This is a genomic window from uncultured Altererythrobacter sp. (assembly GCF_913057185.1).
Taxonomy (GTDB): Bacteria; Pseudomonadota; Alphaproteobacteria; order Sphingomonadales; family Sphingomonadaceae; genus Erythrobacter; species Erythrobacter rubellus.
In genome coordinates this window covers 293,844-311,333 of sequence record NZ_CAJXNK010000001.1, presented here as the reverse complement: position 1 = coordinate 311,333, position 17,490 = coordinate 293,844, and the positions used below count along the sequence as shown (strand labels likewise).

Genomic DNA, 17,490 nt, shown 5'->3' with positions numbered 1-17,490 from the left:
AAGCACGACTCACCAATCAGAGCGACTGACTTTACCTCTTTTCGCCTTCACATCGCCACGGGCTTTCTTGGCTTTCAGCCGCTGGACCTTGCCCACGCGATTGACGCGGCTTTTGGCGCGCGGCTTGGGGCGCTCATGCGCTTTGGTGAGCAATTGCTCGAGCTTCTCGCGCGCCGCGGTGCGATTTGCTTCCTGGGTACGATGTTCGCGTGCTGTAATCAAAAGGTCGCCTGACGCGATGAGCTTGCTTTTGGCGATTTCTTTCAACCGCGCAAAAACAGCCGGCGGCAGACCCAATTTGTAGATATTCACCCGCAGCTGGACCTCGGTCGCTACCTTATTGGCGTTCTGCCCTCCCGGCCCGCTGCCAGCGAGGAAACTTTCCTCTGCCAGAGCATGCGCGCGGGCGAGAAGATCATCATCCATCATCTGACACGTGCGTGCGTTCTGGCGGAGGCGGAGGCTCAGGGGCGGTGAGACCCGCCCGAACGAAGTCTTCCGGAAATGGAGCGTAGGCGGTAATCGGATCCTTGCCTGGGCGTGTCATATGGATCGCCTCTGCGTGCAGCATGGTGCGGGGCGCGCCTTCGTTTTGCCCGCGCACGGGCCCGTAAACGGGATCGCCCAGCAGTGGAACGCCCAGCCCTTGCAAGGCGTGAACCCGCAATTGGTGCGTGCGCCCGGTCTCGGGGCGGAAGCGGATCAACGACCGCTTTCGGTCTTCTTCACCGATAGTCTGGAGCAATTCCCAATGCGAGATCGCCGGTTTGCCTTTCTTCGCGGCAATCATCCGCCAGCCCTTCTCAGCCGAGCTGATCTTGGAGAGGTTAAGTTCGATCGTGCCGGATTGTTCGGACGGTTCAAAATCCATCACTGCCAGATATGTTTTGCCAACAAGACGGTCCTCGAACGCCCTGTTAAAGCGCTTCAGCGCCTTCGGATTGCGCGCAAGAATCAGGCAGCCGCTGGTATCGGTATCGAGCCGGTGAACGGCAACTGGCGGGCGCTGAAATCCCAGCTTCAACTGCTCGATATGGTCCCACAAAGCGGGGCCGCCGCGCTTGGGGCGGTCCACTGGCAAACCCGCAGGTTTGTTGATCACCAGCGCTTCGCCGTCTTCGAAGAGTATTTCGATATTCATATCAATTCAGCTTTCATCAGCCCGCGCACGGCGTTGCCGAGCAAAAAGCCATTTTCGAGATCTTCCAAGATCAGATGTTCTTCGCGCGCCTTGCCGCTGTCAATCAGCGAGCGGCGCAATACGCCGGGCAGCAGGCCAAGCGAATCCGGGGGAGTGAGCCATACTCCGTCGCGCTCAACAAAGATATTGGTGAAGCTGCCTTCGGTAACGAAGCCTTCGGGATGAACGAGCAGCGCTTCCTTCGCGCCTGCGGCCTTTGCGGCGGCCAGCGCCTCCTCGTAGAACCCGCGATCGGTTGTCTTGTGCCGCAAGCGCCAATCGCTGGGATCCACCGGCAGAGGCAGCGCGATACATCGCAGCGGTGTATCACTGGCGCTTGGTACAGGCCCCGCCTCCAGCGCCAACTCTCCGCGCCGCGATGCCAGCAGCCGCACCTTGCTGCGCGTTTCCAGATCAAAGCACAGCGCCTGAATCTGGTTGCGCGCGGCATGCCGGTCGAAAGAAAAGCCCAAAGCCTGCGCTGAAGCCTTGATCCGTTCCAGATGCAGTTCGAGCAAGCCGATACCGCTTTCCGGATCGAACAGCATTGTCTCGATCAAATCGCAATCGCTCAGGCGGCGCGCAAAGCCTGCCTTCACTTCGCATTCGCGCCGTTCAGCCATGGCTTCGCTGTCTGCAACAATCGCAGAGCCTACGCCCATGACCGCGCGCCCTCGATTGTTCTCTTCCGGCGTCAAGCGGAGCGTGCGAATCGCGACATTGAATGCGGTATCGCCATCAGGCCCGATCCGTCCGATCGCCCCGCAATAGGGTCCGCGCGCATCGCGCTCTCTCTCATTGATCAGCTCCATCGCGCGAATCTTGGGCGCGCCGGTGATGGAACCGCAGGGAAAGATGGCGCGGACCAGATCGACTGCAGTTTTGCCTTCTTGCAGTTTGGCATGCACGCTGGAAACCATTTGATGCACCGTTGGATAGCTCTCGACGGTGAACGGCGCCTCAACGCGCACGCTGCCAGCTTCGGCCACACGGCTAAGATCATTGCGCATCAAGTCAACGATCATGAGGTTCTCGGCCTTGTCCTTGACTGACTTAGCCAATTCGTCCGCCAATGCTTGATCGGCTTCGGCCGTGTCGTCACGAGGGCGCGTGCCCTTCATCGGCTTGACTTTTGCCGCATTGCCCTTGAGCGAAGCGAACAATTCGGGTGAGAGGCTGAGCAGCCAGTGCGAGCCATCGAACAGCAATCCGCCATAGCCGGCCTCGGCAGCCGGGCGCAGCTGTGAATAGAGCGCAACCGGATCGCCGCGATAGGATCCGGCGAGCTGATAGGTCAGGTTGACCTGGTAAATGTCACCTGCGTGGATCGCGTCCTGAAGCCGGGCGAATGCTGCCGCATAGCCGCCGGTCGAAAGCTGCGGTTCCATCGGCCCCAGCGTCCCTGTGCCTTCAGACTGCGAAGCGAGCCATTGTGGAACGTCTTGCGCGGCAATTTCTTGCTCGCTGTCAAACAGGCCGAGCCAGACTAGCGGGCCTGCCGCACCGCTGCGTGCATCCACCAAGGGCGAAAGTTTGGGCTCCATCGCCAGGCCCGCTTCGTAAGCGATATAGCCCGCCAATGTTCCGCCGCTGGCTAGTCGTGCGGTATCGGCTGCGGTCAACACATCCGCCACCTCTTCGCCGCGCATCGCAATGAAAATCTGGCGTGGATCGGTAAACAGATGCGCAGATGCTGCGCCGTCCCGGCGCGCGTCATCAAGCAGGATAAAGGGTGTGCGCTGTCCCATTGCCAGTGCAGCCTTAGCCAATCGCGTGCACAAGTCGAGTACTTGACCGCCTAGGGTCCGCTGCGCTGCTCGCGCATCGCTTCGCGCGCTGCCTTGCGCTCTGCAGATGAAATCGTGCCAGAGCCATCTTTATCTGCACTGTTAAAACGCGTCTCTATAGCCGCATCGAATTCCTCGCGCGTCACAGCTTCGTCGCCATTGGTATCTGCGCGGCGTAGCATAGCCATCATCCGCGAAGGACCACCGCGGCCTTGTCGCGCTTCGCGACCACCGCGTTCTCCTGCCCGAGCGCGCATCGCTTCGCGGGCTGCAGACATCTCTTCCTGGCTAAGACCGCCGCTGCCATCGGTGTCTGCGCGGGCGAACATGCGTTCTGCGCGATCACCACGGCGTTCCTGGCGTCGGCTCTGTCGTGCTTCGCGCGCGACCTGCATTTCAGCCTGCGTGACTTCGCCGTCGCCGTTTGCATCCATTTTGGCAAAGCGCTCTGCCTGCTTTGCAGCGCGGTCTGCCCGATCAATCACGCCATTGCCATCGGCATCGGCGCGTTCGAACATCTTCGCGCTGTGAGTGCGCGCTTCTTCAAGTGTCACATTGCCATCGCCATTGGCATCGGGTCCGCGCTTGCCGCCATGATGGTCAGCGAAGGCCGCGCCAGAAGCGCCAATGGCAAGAGCGGCGGCTGAAAGGGTGAGTGTGAGTTTACGCATTGTGTTTGCTCCTATGAATGTGTCGTGCGAGCTGCAGAAAACGAACCTAACCACATTTTGAGAGGGAGGGGGCCTTGCTTGCACAGGGGAATGCAAACGGTCCGCTTTCTGCAACTCTTGAACACTTATCTCGCGGCGCTGTGTCGCAGGAGTATGCCAGTTTAGAGGCAAATTGTCGCAGATTGTATCACCTTCAGACCTCTGTTCATTTGCGCGAAATATGCCTCAGGCGTCTGCCATAAGGAAAGCGTTGAGCTTGTTGCCGTCTGGGTCACGGAAATATCCGGCATAGAACACCTTGCCGTTCTCATCCGGTTCACCGCGTGGGCCCGGCGCGCCTTCATCGGTTCCACCGTGTACCATTGCAATGTCATACAGTCGATGGACCTGATCCTTGTCCTTGGCTTCGATGGCCACCATCGTGCCGTTGCCGACGGTCGCTTCCTTGCCATCGAACGGTTTGGTCGCGGCTATGCCTGCACCGCCATCCCATGCGCCCCAGGCAATAAAAGTATCGAAGTCCATCATCCGTCCGACGCCCATTTCAGCGGCGATAGCGTCATAGAATTTGGCGGCGCGCGGCAGATCGTTCGTGCCCAGCGTTACATAACCGATCATCACATACTCTCCCGTCATGAGTCACAAATTTCGCGACCCGCAATGTAAGAACATTACAAGAACATTTGCAGTTCCACAAGCCGACCTAAGGATTTCCGCCTATCAAAGCGGAGCGCAATGCTTTTCCAGCCAGGCCAAGTCCTCGCCATCCATCTGCGGGCTCAAGATATCCCAGACCTTGGCATGATAATCATTGCACCAATTGATCTCGTCAGCGGTCAGGAGGGTCTCTTCAACCAGTGTACGGTCGATCGGCACAAAGGTCAGGCATTCGAACCCCAGATACTCGCCCTCTGCGCCTTCGATATCCTGTTGTACGGTCAGGATCAGATTCTCGATCCGGATGCCAAATTCGCCCACTTTGTAATAGCCAGGTTCGTTCGACAGGATCATGCCTGCGAACAGTTCCTCGTCCGCTCCGGGTTGACCGCCGCCAAGCTTGGCGATGCGCTGTGGCCCTTCATGGACTGACAGGAAACTACCTACGCCATGGCCAGTACCATGCGCGTAATCGACGCCTGCCTCCCAGAGATATTGCCGGGCAAAGGCATCCAGCTGACCCCCGCAGGTGCCTTGCGGGAAAATGGCGCGATCAATCTGGATGTGGCCCTTGAGAACGCGCGTGAAGCGGTCTTTCATCTCTGTTGTTGGTTCACCCGGGCCAACCCAAACAGTGCGCGTGATATCGGTTGTGCCCGCCGGATATTGCCCACCTGAATCGCACAGGAAGATTGAGCTGGGCGGGATCGGAATATTGCTGTCTTCATCGACCTTGTAATGCGGCAGCGCGGCGTGACCGGCAGCGGCAGAGATGGTGTCGAAGCTGATGTCTTTGAGGTTGCCCAGCTCGCGGCGGAATTCGAGCAGTTTTGCCGCGGCGGCCAGCTCGTCGACTTCGCCCGACGGCGCAGTTTCCTCGATCCAGCGCAGGAAACGGCTTACAGCGACGCCGTCGCGGGCCTGCGCGTCGCGGTGACCTTGTTGTTCGACCGGATTTTTGATCGCGCGCGGCAGAATGGTGGGGTCGCGCTCAAAGCTCACGGTTGCGCCACCTGCCTCCAGCGCCTGAGCAATCCCGGCCACGGCATAATTGGGATCAACCGCGACCTTCTTCCCTGCCATTGTTCCAAGCGCGTCTGCAAAGGTGCCGCGTTCACGGATCGTCACCGCATTGCCCAAGTGCTGTGACAGCTCCGGCGTGACTTTCTCGGAACCGATGAACAATTCTGCAGTCCCATCGGCATGTGCAACGACATAGCTTAGCGCGACTGGCGTATGCGCGATGTCTGAGCCGCGGATATTCAACAGCCACGCCACCGAATCGAGCGCGGAGATGACCGCTGCATCGTGACCTTCGGCCTTGAGCCAATCTGCGATCTCCGCGCGCTTTTCAGCCGAGGAGCGCCCAGTGTGCTCGTCTGTCTGGATCATTGCCACCGCATCGGATGGCTCGGGCTGGTCCTGCCACACGGCGTCAAGCGGGTTGCCGTCGACAGGTACCAGTTCTGCGCCCACTTTGGCCGCTTGCGCTGAAACCGTATTTACCCACGCCCTGCTATGCAGCCATGCATCGTAACCGATCTTCGCGCCTTGGCCGGCATGGTCGGCGATCCATCCGCCAATCGTATCCTTGGGCACAGAGCGGTATTCAAACAGTTTTTCGTCCACTTGATCGCGCACTTGCACGGTATAGCGGCCGTCAACAAAGATCGCGGCTGTGTTTAGCAGCACCGCAGCGCTGCCTGCGCTGCCGCCAAATCCGGTCAGCCATTCAAGCCGCTGTGCATAGGCACCGACATATTCGCTCATATGCTCATCCGAAATGGGTATGATGAACCCGTCCAGTTCGCGACGTTTCAATTCCTGCTTCAACGCGTCGAGACGCGCTTCGTGGGTTTGCATCAACATATGATCGATCCTGCGTGTTGAGCGCTTCAGGCTTGCGGCATGAGCGCTAATCTCTAAACGACTCACCACATAGTCTTTCAGCGCGCGGTATTCCACCCGCGCTGGGTTCGCACAGAAGGATGCCCAATGAGTTTAACGCGCATTGCACATGGCGCGCTCGCAGCTTGTCTGGCGATTTCGCCGCTCGCCGCTGCCCATGCTGCCAATCAAGAGGAATCAACTAACGTGACAAGTGAGGCACCAACCTCCCCCCCGATCGCCGAAAAGCGCGAGCATAGCTTTACCCACCACGGAATTACCGTCAGCGATCCGTATCACTGGCTGAAAGACCAATCATACCCCACGATCGATGACGAAGACGTGCTCGATTATGTGAAGGCTGAAAACGCCTGGTTCGAAACGCGTATGGCGCCGCAGAAGGCGCTGACCGACACGCTGTTCGAAGAGATGAAGGCGCGGATCAAGGAAGACGACAGCACTGTCCCGCAAAAGGATGGGGACTGGATCTATTGGTCCGAGTTTGAAGAAGGCGCGCAATATCGCAAGCACTATCGCAAACCCGCTGCTGGCGGTGATCCGGTGCTTATCATTGATGAAAATGAGCTTGCAGAGGGGCATGAGTATTTCCGCCTTGGCGCTGCATCGGTCAGCAAGAACGGGCGTTTCCTTGCCTATTCGACCGACACCAATGGATCGGAACGCTACACTGCACGGATCAAGGATTTGCAGACGGGTGAGCTGCTGGATGACGAGCTCACCAATCTGCGTGGCGGGCTGACCTGGGTCGCGAATGACACGGCGCTGGTTTACGGACCATCGACCGAGGAATGGCGCACGCTGGAGGCCAAGCTGCATGTGATCGGCACGCCGGTGGAAAGCGATGTGACGCTTTACAAAGAGGACGACCAGAGCTTCGGTGTGGGGGCTGGTCTTACCGCGCAGGATGACTGGCTGATCATTGCCACGGGCGACAATGAGACGAGCGAAGTACGGCTGGTGCGTGCTGACGACCCTACCGGCGAGCAGATTCTGATCAAGCCACGCCAGAAAGGCGTCGAATATTCTATCGATGTGCGGGATGGAGAGATCTTCATCTGGACGAATGATAATCACATCAACTTCCGCCTGGCCAAGGCCTCGCTGAAGACCCCCGGTGAATGGGAAACGGTGATTGCAGGCTCGGACGAGTTTTACCTGACCGGTTTCGAGCTGTTCAAGGATTTCTACGTTACCGAAGGGCGCCTGAACGGGCTCGATCAGGTGCAGATCCGCAGTTATGCCGACGCGTCCGACATGAAATCGATCGATTTTCCTGAAGCCAGCTACGACACCGGCCTTTCGAATAATCCCGAATACGATGTCAGCAAGTTGCGCCTTTCTTACGAAAGCATGATCACCCCGGGTTCGGTCTATGACTATCATCTAGCATCGGGCGAGCTGGAGCTGTTGAAGCAGCAGGAAATCCCGTCGGGCTACGATGCCTCGCTCTATACGACCGAGCGGGTCGAAATCACTGCACGTGACGGTACAAAGGTTCCGGTCAGCATCGTGATGCGTAAGGATCGCGAAGAGATTTTGGAAGAAAAAGCCGGACCGCTGCACCTCTATGCCTATGGCGCCTATGGCTACGCGGTACCGCCGGGTTTCTCTACCACGCGCCTGAGCCTGGTCGACCGCGGTTTTGCCTATGCCATCGCGCATATTCGCGGCGGCGATGATCTGGGCCGCCGCTGGTATCTGCAAGGCAAGATGTTCGAGCGGCGCAACACCTTCAACGACTTTGTCGATGCGGGGCGCGGGCTGATTGAGCTGGGCTATACGAGCGAAGGTAAAGTCACCGCATCAGGCGGTTCAGCCGGCGGCGAGCTGATGGGGGCGGTCATCAACCAAGACCCGTCGCAATATGGCGCAGTGGTCAGCCATGTGCCGTTTGTCGACGTGCTCAACACCATGCTTGATGAAAGCCTGCCGCTGACACCGGGCGAATGGCAGGAATGGGGCAATCCTCTGACCAGCAAAGAGGCCTTCGCTTACATCCTCAGCTACTCGCCCTATGATCAGGTGAGCGCGCAAGACTATCCGCCGCTGCTCGTTACCGCCGGTCTTAACGATCCACGTGTGACCTATTGGGAGCCAGCCAAATGGGTCGCCAAATTGCGCGATGTAAAGACTGACAACAAAGAGCTGCTCATGAAGACTAATATGGGCGCTGGGCATGGCGGTAAGTCGGGCCGTTGGAATTCGGTCTATGAGGTCGCGGAAGAATACGCCTTTATCCTGTGGCAGATGGGCATGACCGAAGCCGAGGGGGCAGATTGACCACTAGCTTCACCAGAAAGTTCACGGCGTTGCCCGAGCACATTGACGAGCTCGGGCATGTCAACAATACCGTCTGGGTCGGCTGGGTTCAGGATATCGCCACCGCGCATTGGGATGCAGCCGCGCGGCCGGAAGACAATGCGCAATTCTTCTGGGTCGTGATCCGGCACGAGATCGATTACCGCGGCAATATCGCAGCGGGCGAAAGTGTGACCGGAGATACGTGGATCGACGGGCCTGCCAAAGGCGCGAAATCTGATCGCCGGGTCGACTTCCGCAACGCGGCGGGCAAGGTGATCGTCTCTGCGCGCACCACCTGGGCCATGCTCGACCGCAAAACACAGCGGCTTGTGCGCGTTCGCCCTGAAGTGATAGCGCCCTTTCAGCTATCGGGGGAATAAGCCGCATGACCAAGAGCCCATTGTTTGCACCATTGACGTTGCCCAATGGCAGCACGCTACCCAACCGCATCTGCAAGGCTGCGATGGAAGAAAATATGGCCGTGCAGCCGGGGCAATACCCGGGGGAGAAGCTGTTCGCGCTTTACCGCCAATGGGCGAAGGGCGGCACAGGCTTGCTCCTGTCCGGCAATGTTATGGTTGACCCTAGCGCGCTGACCGGTCCAGGCGGTGTGGTGCTGCAGAAAGGCACTGAGTTGGCGCCGTTCAAGAAATGGGCAGAGATCGGCCAATCCTTTGGTGGGCAATTCTGGCTCCAGATCAGTCATCCGGGACGCCAGCTTTACAAGAGCTTGGGAGAGACTGCCGTTTCGCCCTCTGGTGTGGAGCTCAACCTTGGCAAGTTCTCATCACTCTTCGCACCCGTCCGCAGGCTCGAAGTGGGCGAGATCGAAGCGATCATCACGCGTTTTGCAGACACTGCGGAGTTGGCCGAACAAGCAGGCTTTGATGGTGTCCAGATCCACGGTGCGCATGGCTATCTTATCAGCCAGTTCCTCTCGCCGCTCACCAATAAGCGCGATGATGAATGGGGTGGCAGCCTTGAAAATCGCGCGCGCTTCCTGTTGCGGATTGTTGAAGCGGTGCGTCAGCGTGTGAAGCTCAGCTTCGGTGTGGGCCTCAAGCTTAACTCGGCTGACTTTCAGCGCGGTGGCTTCGAATTCGAAGACGCAAGGCAAGTGTTGGAATGGCTTAATGGTCACGGGCTCGATTTTGTCGAGCTTTCAGGCGGCAGCTATGAGAGCCCCGCGATGCAAGGCAATCCGCAGGAAGGCTCAACCCCAAGTTCTTCAACGGCCGCGCGCGAGACCTACTTTATCGATTTCGCCCGTCAGATCGCGAAAGTTGCCGATATGCCGATCATGGTGACAGGCGGCATCACGAAGATGGAAGTTGCTGAAGCCGCGCTGGCGAAGGATGAAACGGGCTTTGGCGTACAATTGCTGGGCATTGCGCGTGCGCTGGCCAGCGATCCGGATCTGCCAAAGCATTGGCGTGAAGGAACGAATGCCAACGTTTCGCTTCCGCAAGCCGGCTTCAAGGATGCCACCCTCAATGGCCTCGCGACTATGGCGCTGACCAAGCAACAGCTTGAGAAAATGGCCAAAAACAAGCCGCCGGGTGATGGCGGTTCAGCTGTTATCGCGCTAGTGGCCGATCAATATCGCGCGGCAAAGCGCGCCAAGGGCTACCGCAAGTGGCGGGCGAACTGACCAATCTTCTGTGCATAAGTAATCCTGTTTGATTTCAGTTGGTTGCTCCGACTGTGTGCGCGCCAGCGCGGCATGTCTCAAAAATGTAATTTTCCCGTCATAGTGCCGCAGCAAAACGGTCATAGGGAACACACACAATGAAACGTGCATTGCTTTTGTCAGCAGCGGCTGGCGCCCTTTGTTTTACTTCACCCGCCATCGCGCAGGACAATTCCGAGCTTTCTGCAGAGCTCGCTGAAATGCGTGCGGCAATGGCTGCGATGGCAGCCAGGATTGACACGCTTGAAGCGGAACTTGCTGAAGCGGAATCCAAGGCAGACGTCGCAGCGACGCAGGCCGCAGCAGCGTCGCAAGCTGCATCTGCCGCAAGCGAGACGGCAAGTGCGGCGGTCGCAGCAGCTGAAGCGGCGAACGCGGGCGCAAGCATTGCCTTCAAAGGCGCGCCTGAAATCAAGGCCGATGGCGGCTGGAGTTTCAAGCCACGCGGTCGCTTGCAATATGACGCAGGCATTACATCAGTACCTTCATCGACTGGCCGCAGCGACGGTTTCGGTAGCGAAGCGCGTCGCGCACGCCTGGGCGTCTCTGGCGATATGCCCGGCGGTTTTGCCTACAAGTTCGAAGTCGACTTCGCGGGCAACGATGTGGCCGTCACCGATGCGATCATCTCATACGAAGCTGGTGATGCAGAAATCAGCGTTGGCCAGATGAATACCTTCCAGTCACTGGAAGAACTGACCAGTTCGCTCCATACCAGCTTTATCGAGCGCGCGGCCTTCACCGACGCTTTCGGTTTCGAACGCCGGGTCGGTGCGGCCGCCACCTTCAGCAGCGGCGATCTTCTGATCCAGACAGGTCTCTTCACTGACAATTTGGAAGATCTTTCCAATAAGAACTGGAGCGCGGATGGCCGCGTGGTCTTCAATCCGAAGGCCGGCGACACTCAACTGCATTTCGGCGGCTCGGTTCACTATTCCGACCTCGAAACCGGCGAGACCGTTCGCTATCGCCAGCGTCCATTGGTCCACTTCACGTCAGAGCGTTTCATCAACACTGGCAATCTGGGCGCAACCAGCGAATTTGGATTTGGTCTTGAAGGCGCGTTCATCGCTGGCCCGTTCCACAGCGCGGCTGAAGGCTATTGGCAGAGCGTCAACCTGCCAATGGGCGCTGATGATCCGACCTTCTTCGGCGGCTATGCCGAAATCGGTTACTTCCTGACAAGCGGCGACACGCGCGGCTACAAGGGCGGCAAGTTTGACCGCACCAAACCAGCCAATCCTGTCGGCGAAGGCGGCATCGGTTCGATCCAGCTCAACGCACGCTATGATCGCCTCGACCTCAGCGATGCCGGTATCGTAGGCGGGACACAGGACGGCTATTTCCTGTCGCTGGTGTGGAAGCCAACCGACTACACCATGCTGCTCGCGAATTATGGTAAGCTCGACTATTCGAATGCTGTTCACCCGACCGCAACCGGCGATACGGATTACAGCGCAGATGTAATCGGCGTTCGCGCTCAGATCGATTTCTGATCCTCTAGGTCGGCCTGGAAGACACGCTCCGGGCTGACTAACAATTGTCACATTACTGTCACGCATCTCCCCTAAGCGCATCTCATATCTAGGGGTCAATTGAAGGATTTTTCCATGCGTTTTGTAAAAACAACCTGCCTTCTGGCAATTTCGAGCCTCGCCCTTGCCGCTTGCGGTGAAGGTGCCGGCGGCGGCACCCGCGACTCAATTCGCGCGGTTGGCTCTTCAACGGTTTTCCCGTTTGCCAAGCAAGTGGCGGAAAACTTCTCTCGCGCTAACCCCGAATTCAATTCTCCGCTGATCGAATCGACCGGCACTGGCGGCGGTATGAACCTGTTCTGCGCTGGCGTTGGCGCAAGCACCCCTGACATGGTCAATGCATCGCGCCGCATGAAGATGTCTGAGTTTGAAACCTGCCAGGAAAACGGTGTGACGGAAATCGTCGAGTTGCAGGTCGGTCTTGACGGAATCGCATTTGCATCCGCGCAAGGCGGGTTGATGATGAACCTTTCCCCCAAGATCGTTTATGAAGCGCTGGCAGCCAATCCGTATGGCGGCGAGCAGACCAATGAAACATGGTCCGATGTTGATCCTTCGCTCCCGAATGAGCCGATCTTTGTCTATGGCCCGCCGTCCACCTCGGGCACTCGCGATGCTCTGAAAGAGCTCGTCCTTGAAGTTGGCTGCAAGACCAATGAAGACATGAAAGCTCTGAAAGAAAGCGATGAAGATCGCTATGATCAGGTTTGCACTGAAGTGCGCGCTGACGGCAAATATGTCGACCAGGGTGAGCAGGACAATCTGATCGTGCAGAAGATCGAGAGCAACCCGCGCTCGATCGGTGTGTTCGGCTTCAGCTATCTCGAAGAGAATGCCGACAAGGTGCAGGGCTTGCCGATGAACGGCGTGGACCCAACCTATGCGAACATCTCCAACTTCTCTTATCCCGGTGCTCGCCCGCTTTTCGTTTATGTGAAGGCTGCGCACCGCAGCGCGATCCGCGGCCTTGACGAGTATTTGCAAGAGTGGGTCAGTAGCTGGGGGCCGGATGGTGCTCTGACCAAGATCGGCTTGGTGCCTTCACCAGAAGCCGAGCGCGCGAAGAACGAGCTCGCTGCAAAGAACTATGTCACAATCACAGCTGACGACCTCAGCAAGTAATCCTCTCCCTTCCGGTTACTTCTGATCGAAGCGCCGCTCTGCCAATCTGGCAGTGCGGCGTTTTTCGTATTAAGGCGCTTTGTGCTATATGGCTGGGCGATGCACAGCGGAGGCACTCGGCGCGATGATCGGGTTGATTGTCATCGTGCTATTCTTGATATGGCTGACGTCGCCAGATCCAAAATTCAACCCGGCCAGTTTTGAAGATGCACCGCTTGAGCCAGGGCTCGCCCCGCTCTCCGAAGCCGTCACGCTAGCGCAGGTCATGCAAGCCAACGGGCAAACACACAAGCAATGGCAAGACTCCCAGCTAACCCAAGATGACGATCCTTCTTGATCTCAGATCGGATTGCCATCCTGATCGCGGAAGATTTCGCGGCGGCCGACATGGTTCGCCGGGCCGACCAGCCCTTCGCTTTCCATCCGCTCGATCCATTTGGCGGCGGTGTTGTAGCCCACGCCCATCTGGCGTTGGAGCCATGAGCCAGAGGCTTTCTGGTTTTCGATCACGATCTGGCAGGCCTGGCGGTACTTGCGCTCTTCGGGATTGTCGCTGGCGGTGAATTCGTCTTCAAAGCTCAGCCCGCCGCCATCTTCCGGCTCCTCGGTAACCGCGTCGACATATTCAGGCTTGCCCTGGCTGCGCCAATAGTTCGCCACTCTTTCGACTTCATCATCGCTCACGAACGGCCCGTGGACGCGGGTCAGCGCGCCGGTGTTGGGCTTGTACAGCATATCACCGCGGCCAAGCAGCTGCTCGGCGCCTTGCTCGCCCAGAATGGTGCGGCTGTCGATCCGGCTGGTTACCTTGAAGCTGATCCGTGTCGGCAGGTTCGCTTTGATCACGCCGGTGATGACATCGACTGATGGGCGCTGCGTTGCCATGATCAGGTGAATGCCCGCCGCGCGTGATTTCTGGCTGAGGCGCTGGATCAGGACTTCGATTTCCTTGCCGACCGTCACCATCAGATCAGCCAGCTCGTCCACGATCAGGACGATCATCGACAATGGTTCGTAATCGAGCTGTTCTTCCTCGAACAGCTCCTCACCCGTTTCGGGATCGAAGCCGGTCTGCACGCGCCGGCCCAGCGGCTTGCCCTTGGCGGCGGCGGCGCGAACCTTCTCGTTGAAACCGCTGATATTGCGCGAGTTCACGCTGCTCATCATGCGATAGCGGCGCTCCATCTCCTCGACCGCCCATTTAAGCGCGCGCACGGACTTGTGCGGTTCCGTCACAACCTGGCTGAGCAGATGCGGGATATCATCATAACTCTTGAGCTCGAGCACCTTGGGGTCAATCAGGATCAAGCGGCACTCAGCCGGTGTGAAACGATATAGCAGTGACAACAGGATCGCGTTGAGGCCCACCGACTTACCCGAACCGGTCGTGCCAGCGACCAATAAGTGCGGCATGGCAGCAAGGTCCGCCACTATAGGCTCGCCTGCGATATCCTTGCCCAGGATAATCGGCAGCGTGCCCTTGTTTTCCGCAAAGGCTGCGCAAGCGGCAAGCTCTTTGAAGCTCACCATTTGCCGTTCGGCATTGGGAAGCTCGATGCCCATCACCGTCTTTCCCGGGATCGGTGCAACGCGGGCGGAGATCGCGCTCATATTACGGGCAATATCTTCGGCCAGGCCGATAACGCGGCTGGCCTTGATGCCCGGTGCTGGTTCCAGCTCGTACATCGTCACAACCGGGCCAGTACGCACTGCGGTGATCTCACCTTTGACGTTGAAATCGTCGAGCACATTCTCAAGCAGACGCGCGTTTCGCTCGAGCGCCATCTTGTCCAGCTTGACGCCTTTGTCCTCGGGCATGTCCTCGAGCAGATCGAGGCTCGGCAAGTCGAAGCTTGCGAACATATCGCGTTGCTTGGCATTCGCGAGTGCGGCTTTCTTGGGCGGTTTGGTAGGATCAGTGATCGTCGGTGTACGGCGCGGTGCAGGATCTGCCAGAACCTCCGCATCGCCTCGGTCCCGATTCGGTTTTGCGCGCTTCAATCTGGGCGTGCTTGTCTCATCGGTGATCTCGCGAGTGCTGCGCACTGGCAGAAGATTGCGTACGAAGTCCGGCAAGGTCAGCAGGCTGCGCCAGTCGATCGCGAATACGCGCGTGGTAAGTGCAATGCCGCCGGCCAGGCTGGCGAACACCAGCCCGCCTGTAACCCAGCCAGACGTGCCTTCACCGAAACGGTCCGCCACGGCGTTGACCGCGCTAGCGCCCAATAGGCCAGAAATGCCGCCCATCTGCGCAGGCAGCGTGCTGTCCGGCCCTTCGAACATCAAGGACAGGAAGGTTGAGAGCAACACCATTGCGACGAGCAGCATGCCGAGCGGCAGCCACCACCGGGTGCCTTTATCTTCATCTTCGTGCTCGACCTCGCGCCAAAGCCCGCGCGCGCCGATGTAGATGAGCGGCAGCAGCAGCACCGAAGTTATGCCAAATGTGCCCAGCACCTTGTCTGCGGCCCAAGCCCCGCTTGCACCCATCCAGTTGCGAATGTCATTGCCCGATGCGGCCGTGGAACCGGACGGGTCAGTCTGGGTATAGCTTGCCAGCGCCAGGGTCAGAAAAACCAACAGGATCAGGAGCCCGCCCGCCCCCGCCATCTGACCGGCGCGGCGCATCGAGCGACGGAATGCCGCGCGCCAGTCTGCCTGTCCCTTTTTGCGCATTGACCGTGTAGCCATCGGGGCAATCTCTCCTACAAGAACACACCATGAATCTTCGAGGACTCGCGGTCAACGTTTTTAGAGCCTCAAGCGTCGGTGTCTTTGTAGCGTGCCATTGCCAGCCGCGCCTTCCACCCTTCCACCCGGAGCCTACCGGGATACAATCCGGGTGGAAGGGTGGAAGGGTGGAAGGCGCGGGTGGCTGGGACTTCAGCGCAACAAGCTAGCTCAACCCATCTATCGCCGCCCAGCGCGGCCACTTCAGCCGATCCGCCGTACGCTGGTTCATACCGCCCAGCGCGATGACAGGCATATCGGCATGCTGCGCGAGCATTCTGAACCGATTTGGTCCAAGAAATGGGGTCTCAGGGTGTGAATTGGTTGCAAACGCGGGTGAAACCATCACCGCGTCGGCCCTTGCGCGGTTCGCTTGCCCAATCTCTTCGAGATCATGCGCCGTTGCGATTGTCAGCATATCGGTACGCGTTGGATAGAGGGATCGCGGTGCACCATAGATACCGTCAGCGCCCCATTCGCGCGCGGTTAGTGTGCTGTCAGCCAGAATGACCACATGTTCAAGCGCGCGGCACACACGCTTCAATAGCTGAAACCTGGCCCAACGCTGCGGGTCATCCAAATGATAATGGCGATAAACAAAGCCTGATGCGCGCGGCAACCGAGCCAGGGATTCCTCCAGCGTGCCGTCATTGCGTTCGTCTGAAAGCAACCAAAGGTCAGGAAGATGCTGGAACTGCGCCATTGCCACGCTATAGCGCGCTGTCATGGCAAATGAAGCAGCATATCGCCTCGATGAAGTCCGCGCCAATATCGCGAAGGCGTGCAAGCCTTCGCGCCGCGAGACCGATGACGTTACATTGATTGCGGTCAGCAAGACCCATCCTGCGGAGAAGATCACGCCACTTCTGGAGGCCGGGCATCGCGTCTTCGGAGAGAACCGCGTTCAGGAAGCGCAGGAGAAATGGCCTGCGCTGCGCGAAGCCTATCCCGATGTTGAGCTGCATCTGATCGGGCAATTGCAATCCAACAAGGCGGACGAAGCAGTCGCGCTTTTTGATTGTATTCACGGTCTGGACCGCCCCAGCCTGCTGAAAGCACTTGCCAAAGCGATGGACAAAGCGGGCAAACGTGTGCCGTGTTTCATTCAGGTCAATATTGGTGAGGAAGAGCAGAAGGGGGGCTGCGCAATCGCTGATTTGCCTGCGTTGATAGAGCAAGCGAAGGCGGCGGAGATCCCGATCCTTGGCCTGATGTGTATTCCGCCATTCGACATCGAACCTGCGCCATTCTTTGCATATTTGTTCAAGCTGGCGGCCGACAATGGCCTGGATCAGCTTAGCATGGGCATGAGCGGCGATTATGAAACCGCTGTGATGCTGGGCTCGACCCATGTGCGTGTAGGGACCGCACTGTTTGGTGAGCGCCGGAAGCAGGGGCAGTGAGCGAGGCGCTGGAGCGGTTTGAAGCCGAATGGCTGCCCCGGCTGAATACGGGCGCTCGCACTTCGTTTCACCATGGCCTGACGCCGCCTGATACCGGGCTGCATTCCGCGGTTGCCGACACTTTCGTCAGTGAACTCGGTTTCACACCAATTGGCTTCAATTGGGAACTGCTTGATGCGCATGGCGATGCGGATAGTCCGCGTTCAGCGGTTGGCGAACTGACAAAGGCGATCGCCAACGATATCTCCAACCCGTCAAAGGAATGGCTTGGTTCCACCGCCGCGTCTCGCTGCGCGCAAGACCTGTTGGCCGCATTCGACAGAACTTCGCTGACGGTTGTATCCAACCGTTATGACGGCTTGTGGAATCCGATTTCGCGCACGAGCGTGGAATGGGGATTTGTCTGCTTCGACGACAGGCAGATCGCGCTGATCCTGATTGCCGAACAAGGCACCGAACAAGGTTAGGTCGCAAAAAGAAAAGGGCGCCTCGCAAGAGACGCCCTT

General features: G+C 58.5%; 16 protein-coding genes. 8 read left to right on the top strand and 8 right to left on the bottom strand.

Features of this window, described 5'->3' with window-relative positions; all coding sequences use genetic code 11:
* Positions 1–9 precede the first annotated feature (9 nt).
* From arfB to QZ487_RS01495, 6 genes are all read right to left on the bottom strand, one after another.
* Positions 10–426, bottom strand: coding sequence for an alternative ribosome rescue aminoacyl-tRNA hydrolase ArfB (gene arfB, locus QZ487_RS01520; protein ID WP_285976924.1), 417 nt, complete (start codon positions 424–426; stop codon positions 10–12).
* Entirely contained in the window at positions 419–1,141 is a 723-nt protein-coding gene (locus QZ487_RS01515; RefSeq protein WP_296023029.1) for an RluA family pseudouridine synthase, read from the bottom strand. Before QZ487_RS01515 ends, arfB begins: the two co-directional genes overlap by 8 nt.
* Positions 1,138–2,928, bottom strand: coding sequence for an aminodeoxychorismate synthase component I (gene pabB / locus QZ487_RS01510; protein WP_285976021.1), 1,791 nt, complete (start codon positions 2,926–2,928; stop codon positions 1,138–1,140). Before pabB ends, QZ487_RS01515 begins: the two co-directional genes overlap by 4 nt.
* Before the next feature lie 50 nt (positions 2,929–2,978).
* Complete coding sequence (locus tag QZ487_RS01505; RefSeq protein ID WP_285976020.1) at positions 2,979–3,638, bottom strand: EF-hand domain-containing protein; 660 nt, start codon at positions 3,636–3,638, stop codon at positions 2,979–2,981.
* Between the two features lie 225 nt (positions 3,639–3,863).
* Positions 3,864–4,256, bottom strand: a complete 393-nt coding sequence (locus QZ487_RS01500; RefSeq protein WP_285976019.1) for a VOC family protein — start codon at positions 4,254–4,256, stop codon at positions 3,864–3,866.
* A gap of 102 nt (positions 4,257–4,358) precedes the next feature.
* Positions 4,359–6,164 (bottom strand): aminopeptidase P family protein, encoded by a 1,806-nt coding sequence (locus QZ487_RS01495; protein ID WP_296023027.1) that lies wholly within the window; start codon positions 6,162–6,164, stop codon positions 4,359–4,361.
* Positions 6,165–6,290: 126 nt separating this feature from the next.
* Here QZ487_RS01495 and QZ487_RS01490 point away from each other — a divergent pair, with 126 nt between their 5' ends.
* The 6 genes from QZ487_RS01490 to QZ487_RS01465 all read left to right on the top strand — a co-directional run bounded on the left by QZ487_RS01490 (position 6,291) and on the right by QZ487_RS01465 (position 13,188).
* Complete coding sequence (locus QZ487_RS01490; RefSeq protein WP_285976017.1) at positions 6,291–8,483, top strand: S9 family peptidase; 2,193 nt, start codon at positions 6,291–6,293, stop codon at positions 8,481–8,483.
* Positions 8,480–8,884 carry a thioesterase family protein gene (locus QZ487_RS01485; protein ID WP_285976016.1) on the top strand — a complete coding sequence of 135 codons (405 nt, stop codon included), beginning with the start codon at positions 8,480–8,482 and terminating at the stop codon, positions 8,882–8,884. Before QZ487_RS01490 ends, QZ487_RS01485 begins: the two co-directional genes overlap by 4 nt.
* A 5-nt stretch (positions 8,885–8,889) precedes the next feature.
* The gene (locus QZ487_RS01480; RefSeq protein WP_285976015.1) at positions 8,890–10,155 is read left to right on the top strand and encodes an NADH:flavin oxidoreductase/NADH oxidase family protein; all 1,266 of its coding nucleotides are present in this window, start codon (positions 8,890–8,892) and stop codon (positions 10,153–10,155) included.
* A gap of 137 nt (positions 10,156–10,292) precedes the next feature.
* Complete coding sequence (locus QZ487_RS01475; protein WP_296023026.1) at positions 10,293–11,690, top strand: porin; 1,398 nt, start codon at positions 10,293–10,295, stop codon at positions 11,688–11,690.
* Positions 11,691–11,804: 114 nt separating this feature from the next.
* On the top strand, positions 11,805–12,851 hold the full coding sequence (locus tag QZ487_RS01470) for a substrate-binding domain-containing protein (RefSeq protein WP_296023024.1): 1,047 nt from the start codon (positions 11,805–11,807) through the stop codon (positions 12,849–12,851).
* Positions 12,852–12,939: 88 nt separating this feature from the next.
* A complete protein-coding gene (locus QZ487_RS01465; protein ID WP_285976012.1) occupies positions 12,940–13,188 on the top strand; it encodes a hypothetical protein in 249 nt (82 codons plus the stop codon).
* A 2-nt stretch (positions 13,189–13,190) separates the two neighbouring features.
* On the opposite strand, the gene QZ487_RS01460 is transcribed toward QZ487_RS01465, so the two are convergent.
* Complete coding sequence (locus QZ487_RS01460; protein WP_296023023.1) at positions 13,191–15,542, bottom strand: DNA translocase FtsK 4TM domain-containing protein; 2,352 nt, start codon at positions 15,540–15,542, stop codon at positions 13,191–13,193.
* A gap of 205 nt (positions 15,543–15,747) precedes the next feature.
* Positions 15,748–16,308 carry a thiamine phosphate synthase gene (locus QZ487_RS01455; protein ID WP_296023021.1) on the bottom strand — a complete coding sequence of 187 codons (561 nt, stop codon included), beginning with the start codon at positions 16,306–16,308 and terminating at the stop codon, positions 15,748–15,750.
* Between QZ487_RS01455 and QZ487_RS01450 the strand changes: the two genes are divergently transcribed.
* Both QZ487_RS01450 and QZ487_RS01445 read left to right on the top strand, forming a co-directional pair.
* The gene (locus QZ487_RS01450) at positions 16,307–16,984 is read left to right on the top strand and encodes a YggS family pyridoxal phosphate-dependent enzyme (protein WP_285976009.1); all 678 of its coding nucleotides are present in this window, start codon (positions 16,307–16,309) and stop codon (positions 16,982–16,984) included. The genes QZ487_RS01455 and QZ487_RS01450 overlap by 2 nt on opposite strands.
* Complete coding sequence (locus QZ487_RS01445; protein ID WP_296023020.1) at positions 16,981–17,451, top strand: hypothetical protein; 471 nt, start codon at positions 16,981–16,983, stop codon at positions 17,449–17,451. The genes QZ487_RS01450 and QZ487_RS01445 overlap by 4 nt, the downstream gene beginning before the upstream one ends.
* The last annotated feature ends 39 nt before the right edge of the window (positions 17,452–17,490 follow it).

Bases quoted from the DNA above. Each gene is read 5' to 3' on its own strand.
- arfB (WP_285976924.1), bottom strand. From the start codon at position 426: ATGGATGATGATCTTCTCGCCCGCGCGCATGCTCTGGCAGAGGAAAGT.
- QZ487_RS01515 (WP_296023029.1), bottom strand. From the start codon at position 1,141: ATGAATATCGAAATACTCTTCGAAGACGGCGAAGCGCTGGTGATCAAC.
- pabB (WP_285976021.1), bottom strand. From the start codon at position 2,928: ATGGGACAGCGCACACCCTTTATCCTGCTTGATGACGCGCGCCGGGAC.
- QZ487_RS01505 (WP_285976020.1), bottom strand. From the start codon at position 3,638: ATGCGTAAACTCACACTCACCCTTTCAGCCGCCGCTCTTGCCATTGGC.
- QZ487_RS01500 (WP_285976019.1), bottom strand. From the start codon at position 4,256: ATGATCGGTTATGTAACGCTGGGCACGAACGATCTGCCGCGCGCCGCC.
- QZ487_RS01495 (WP_296023027.1), bottom strand. From the start codon at position 6,164: ATGTTGATGCAAACCCACGAAGCGCGTCTCGACGCGTTGAAGCAGGAA.
- QZ487_RS01490 (WP_285976017.1), top strand. From the start codon at position 6,291: ATGAGTTTAACGCGCATTGCACATGGCGCGCTCGCAGCTTGTCTGGCG.
- QZ487_RS01480 (WP_285976015.1), top strand. From the start codon at position 8,890: ATGACCAAGAGCCCATTGTTTGCACCATTGACGTTGCCCAATGGCAGC.
- QZ487_RS01475 (WP_296023026.1), top strand. From the start codon at position 10,293: ATGAAACGTGCATTGCTTTTGTCAGCAGCGGCTGGCGCCCTTTGTTTT.
- QZ487_RS01470 (WP_296023024.1), top strand. From the start codon at position 11,805: ATGCGTTTTGTAAAAACAACCTGCCTTCTGGCAATTTCGAGCCTCGCC.
- QZ487_RS01465 (WP_285976012.1), top strand. From the start codon at position 12,940: ATGGCTGGGCGATGCACAGCGGAGGCACTCGGCGCGATGATCGGGTTG.
- QZ487_RS01460 (WP_296023023.1), bottom strand. From the start codon at position 15,542: ATGGCTACACGGTCAATGCGCAAAAAGGGACAGGCAGACTGGCGCGCG.
- QZ487_RS01450 (WP_285976009.1), top strand. From the start codon at position 16,307: ATGGCAAATGAAGCAGCATATCGCCTCGATGAAGTCCGCGCCAATATC.
- QZ487_RS01455 (WP_296023021.1), bottom strand. From the start codon at position 16,308: ATGACAGCGCGCTATAGCGTGGCAATGGCGCAGTTCCAGCATCTTCCT.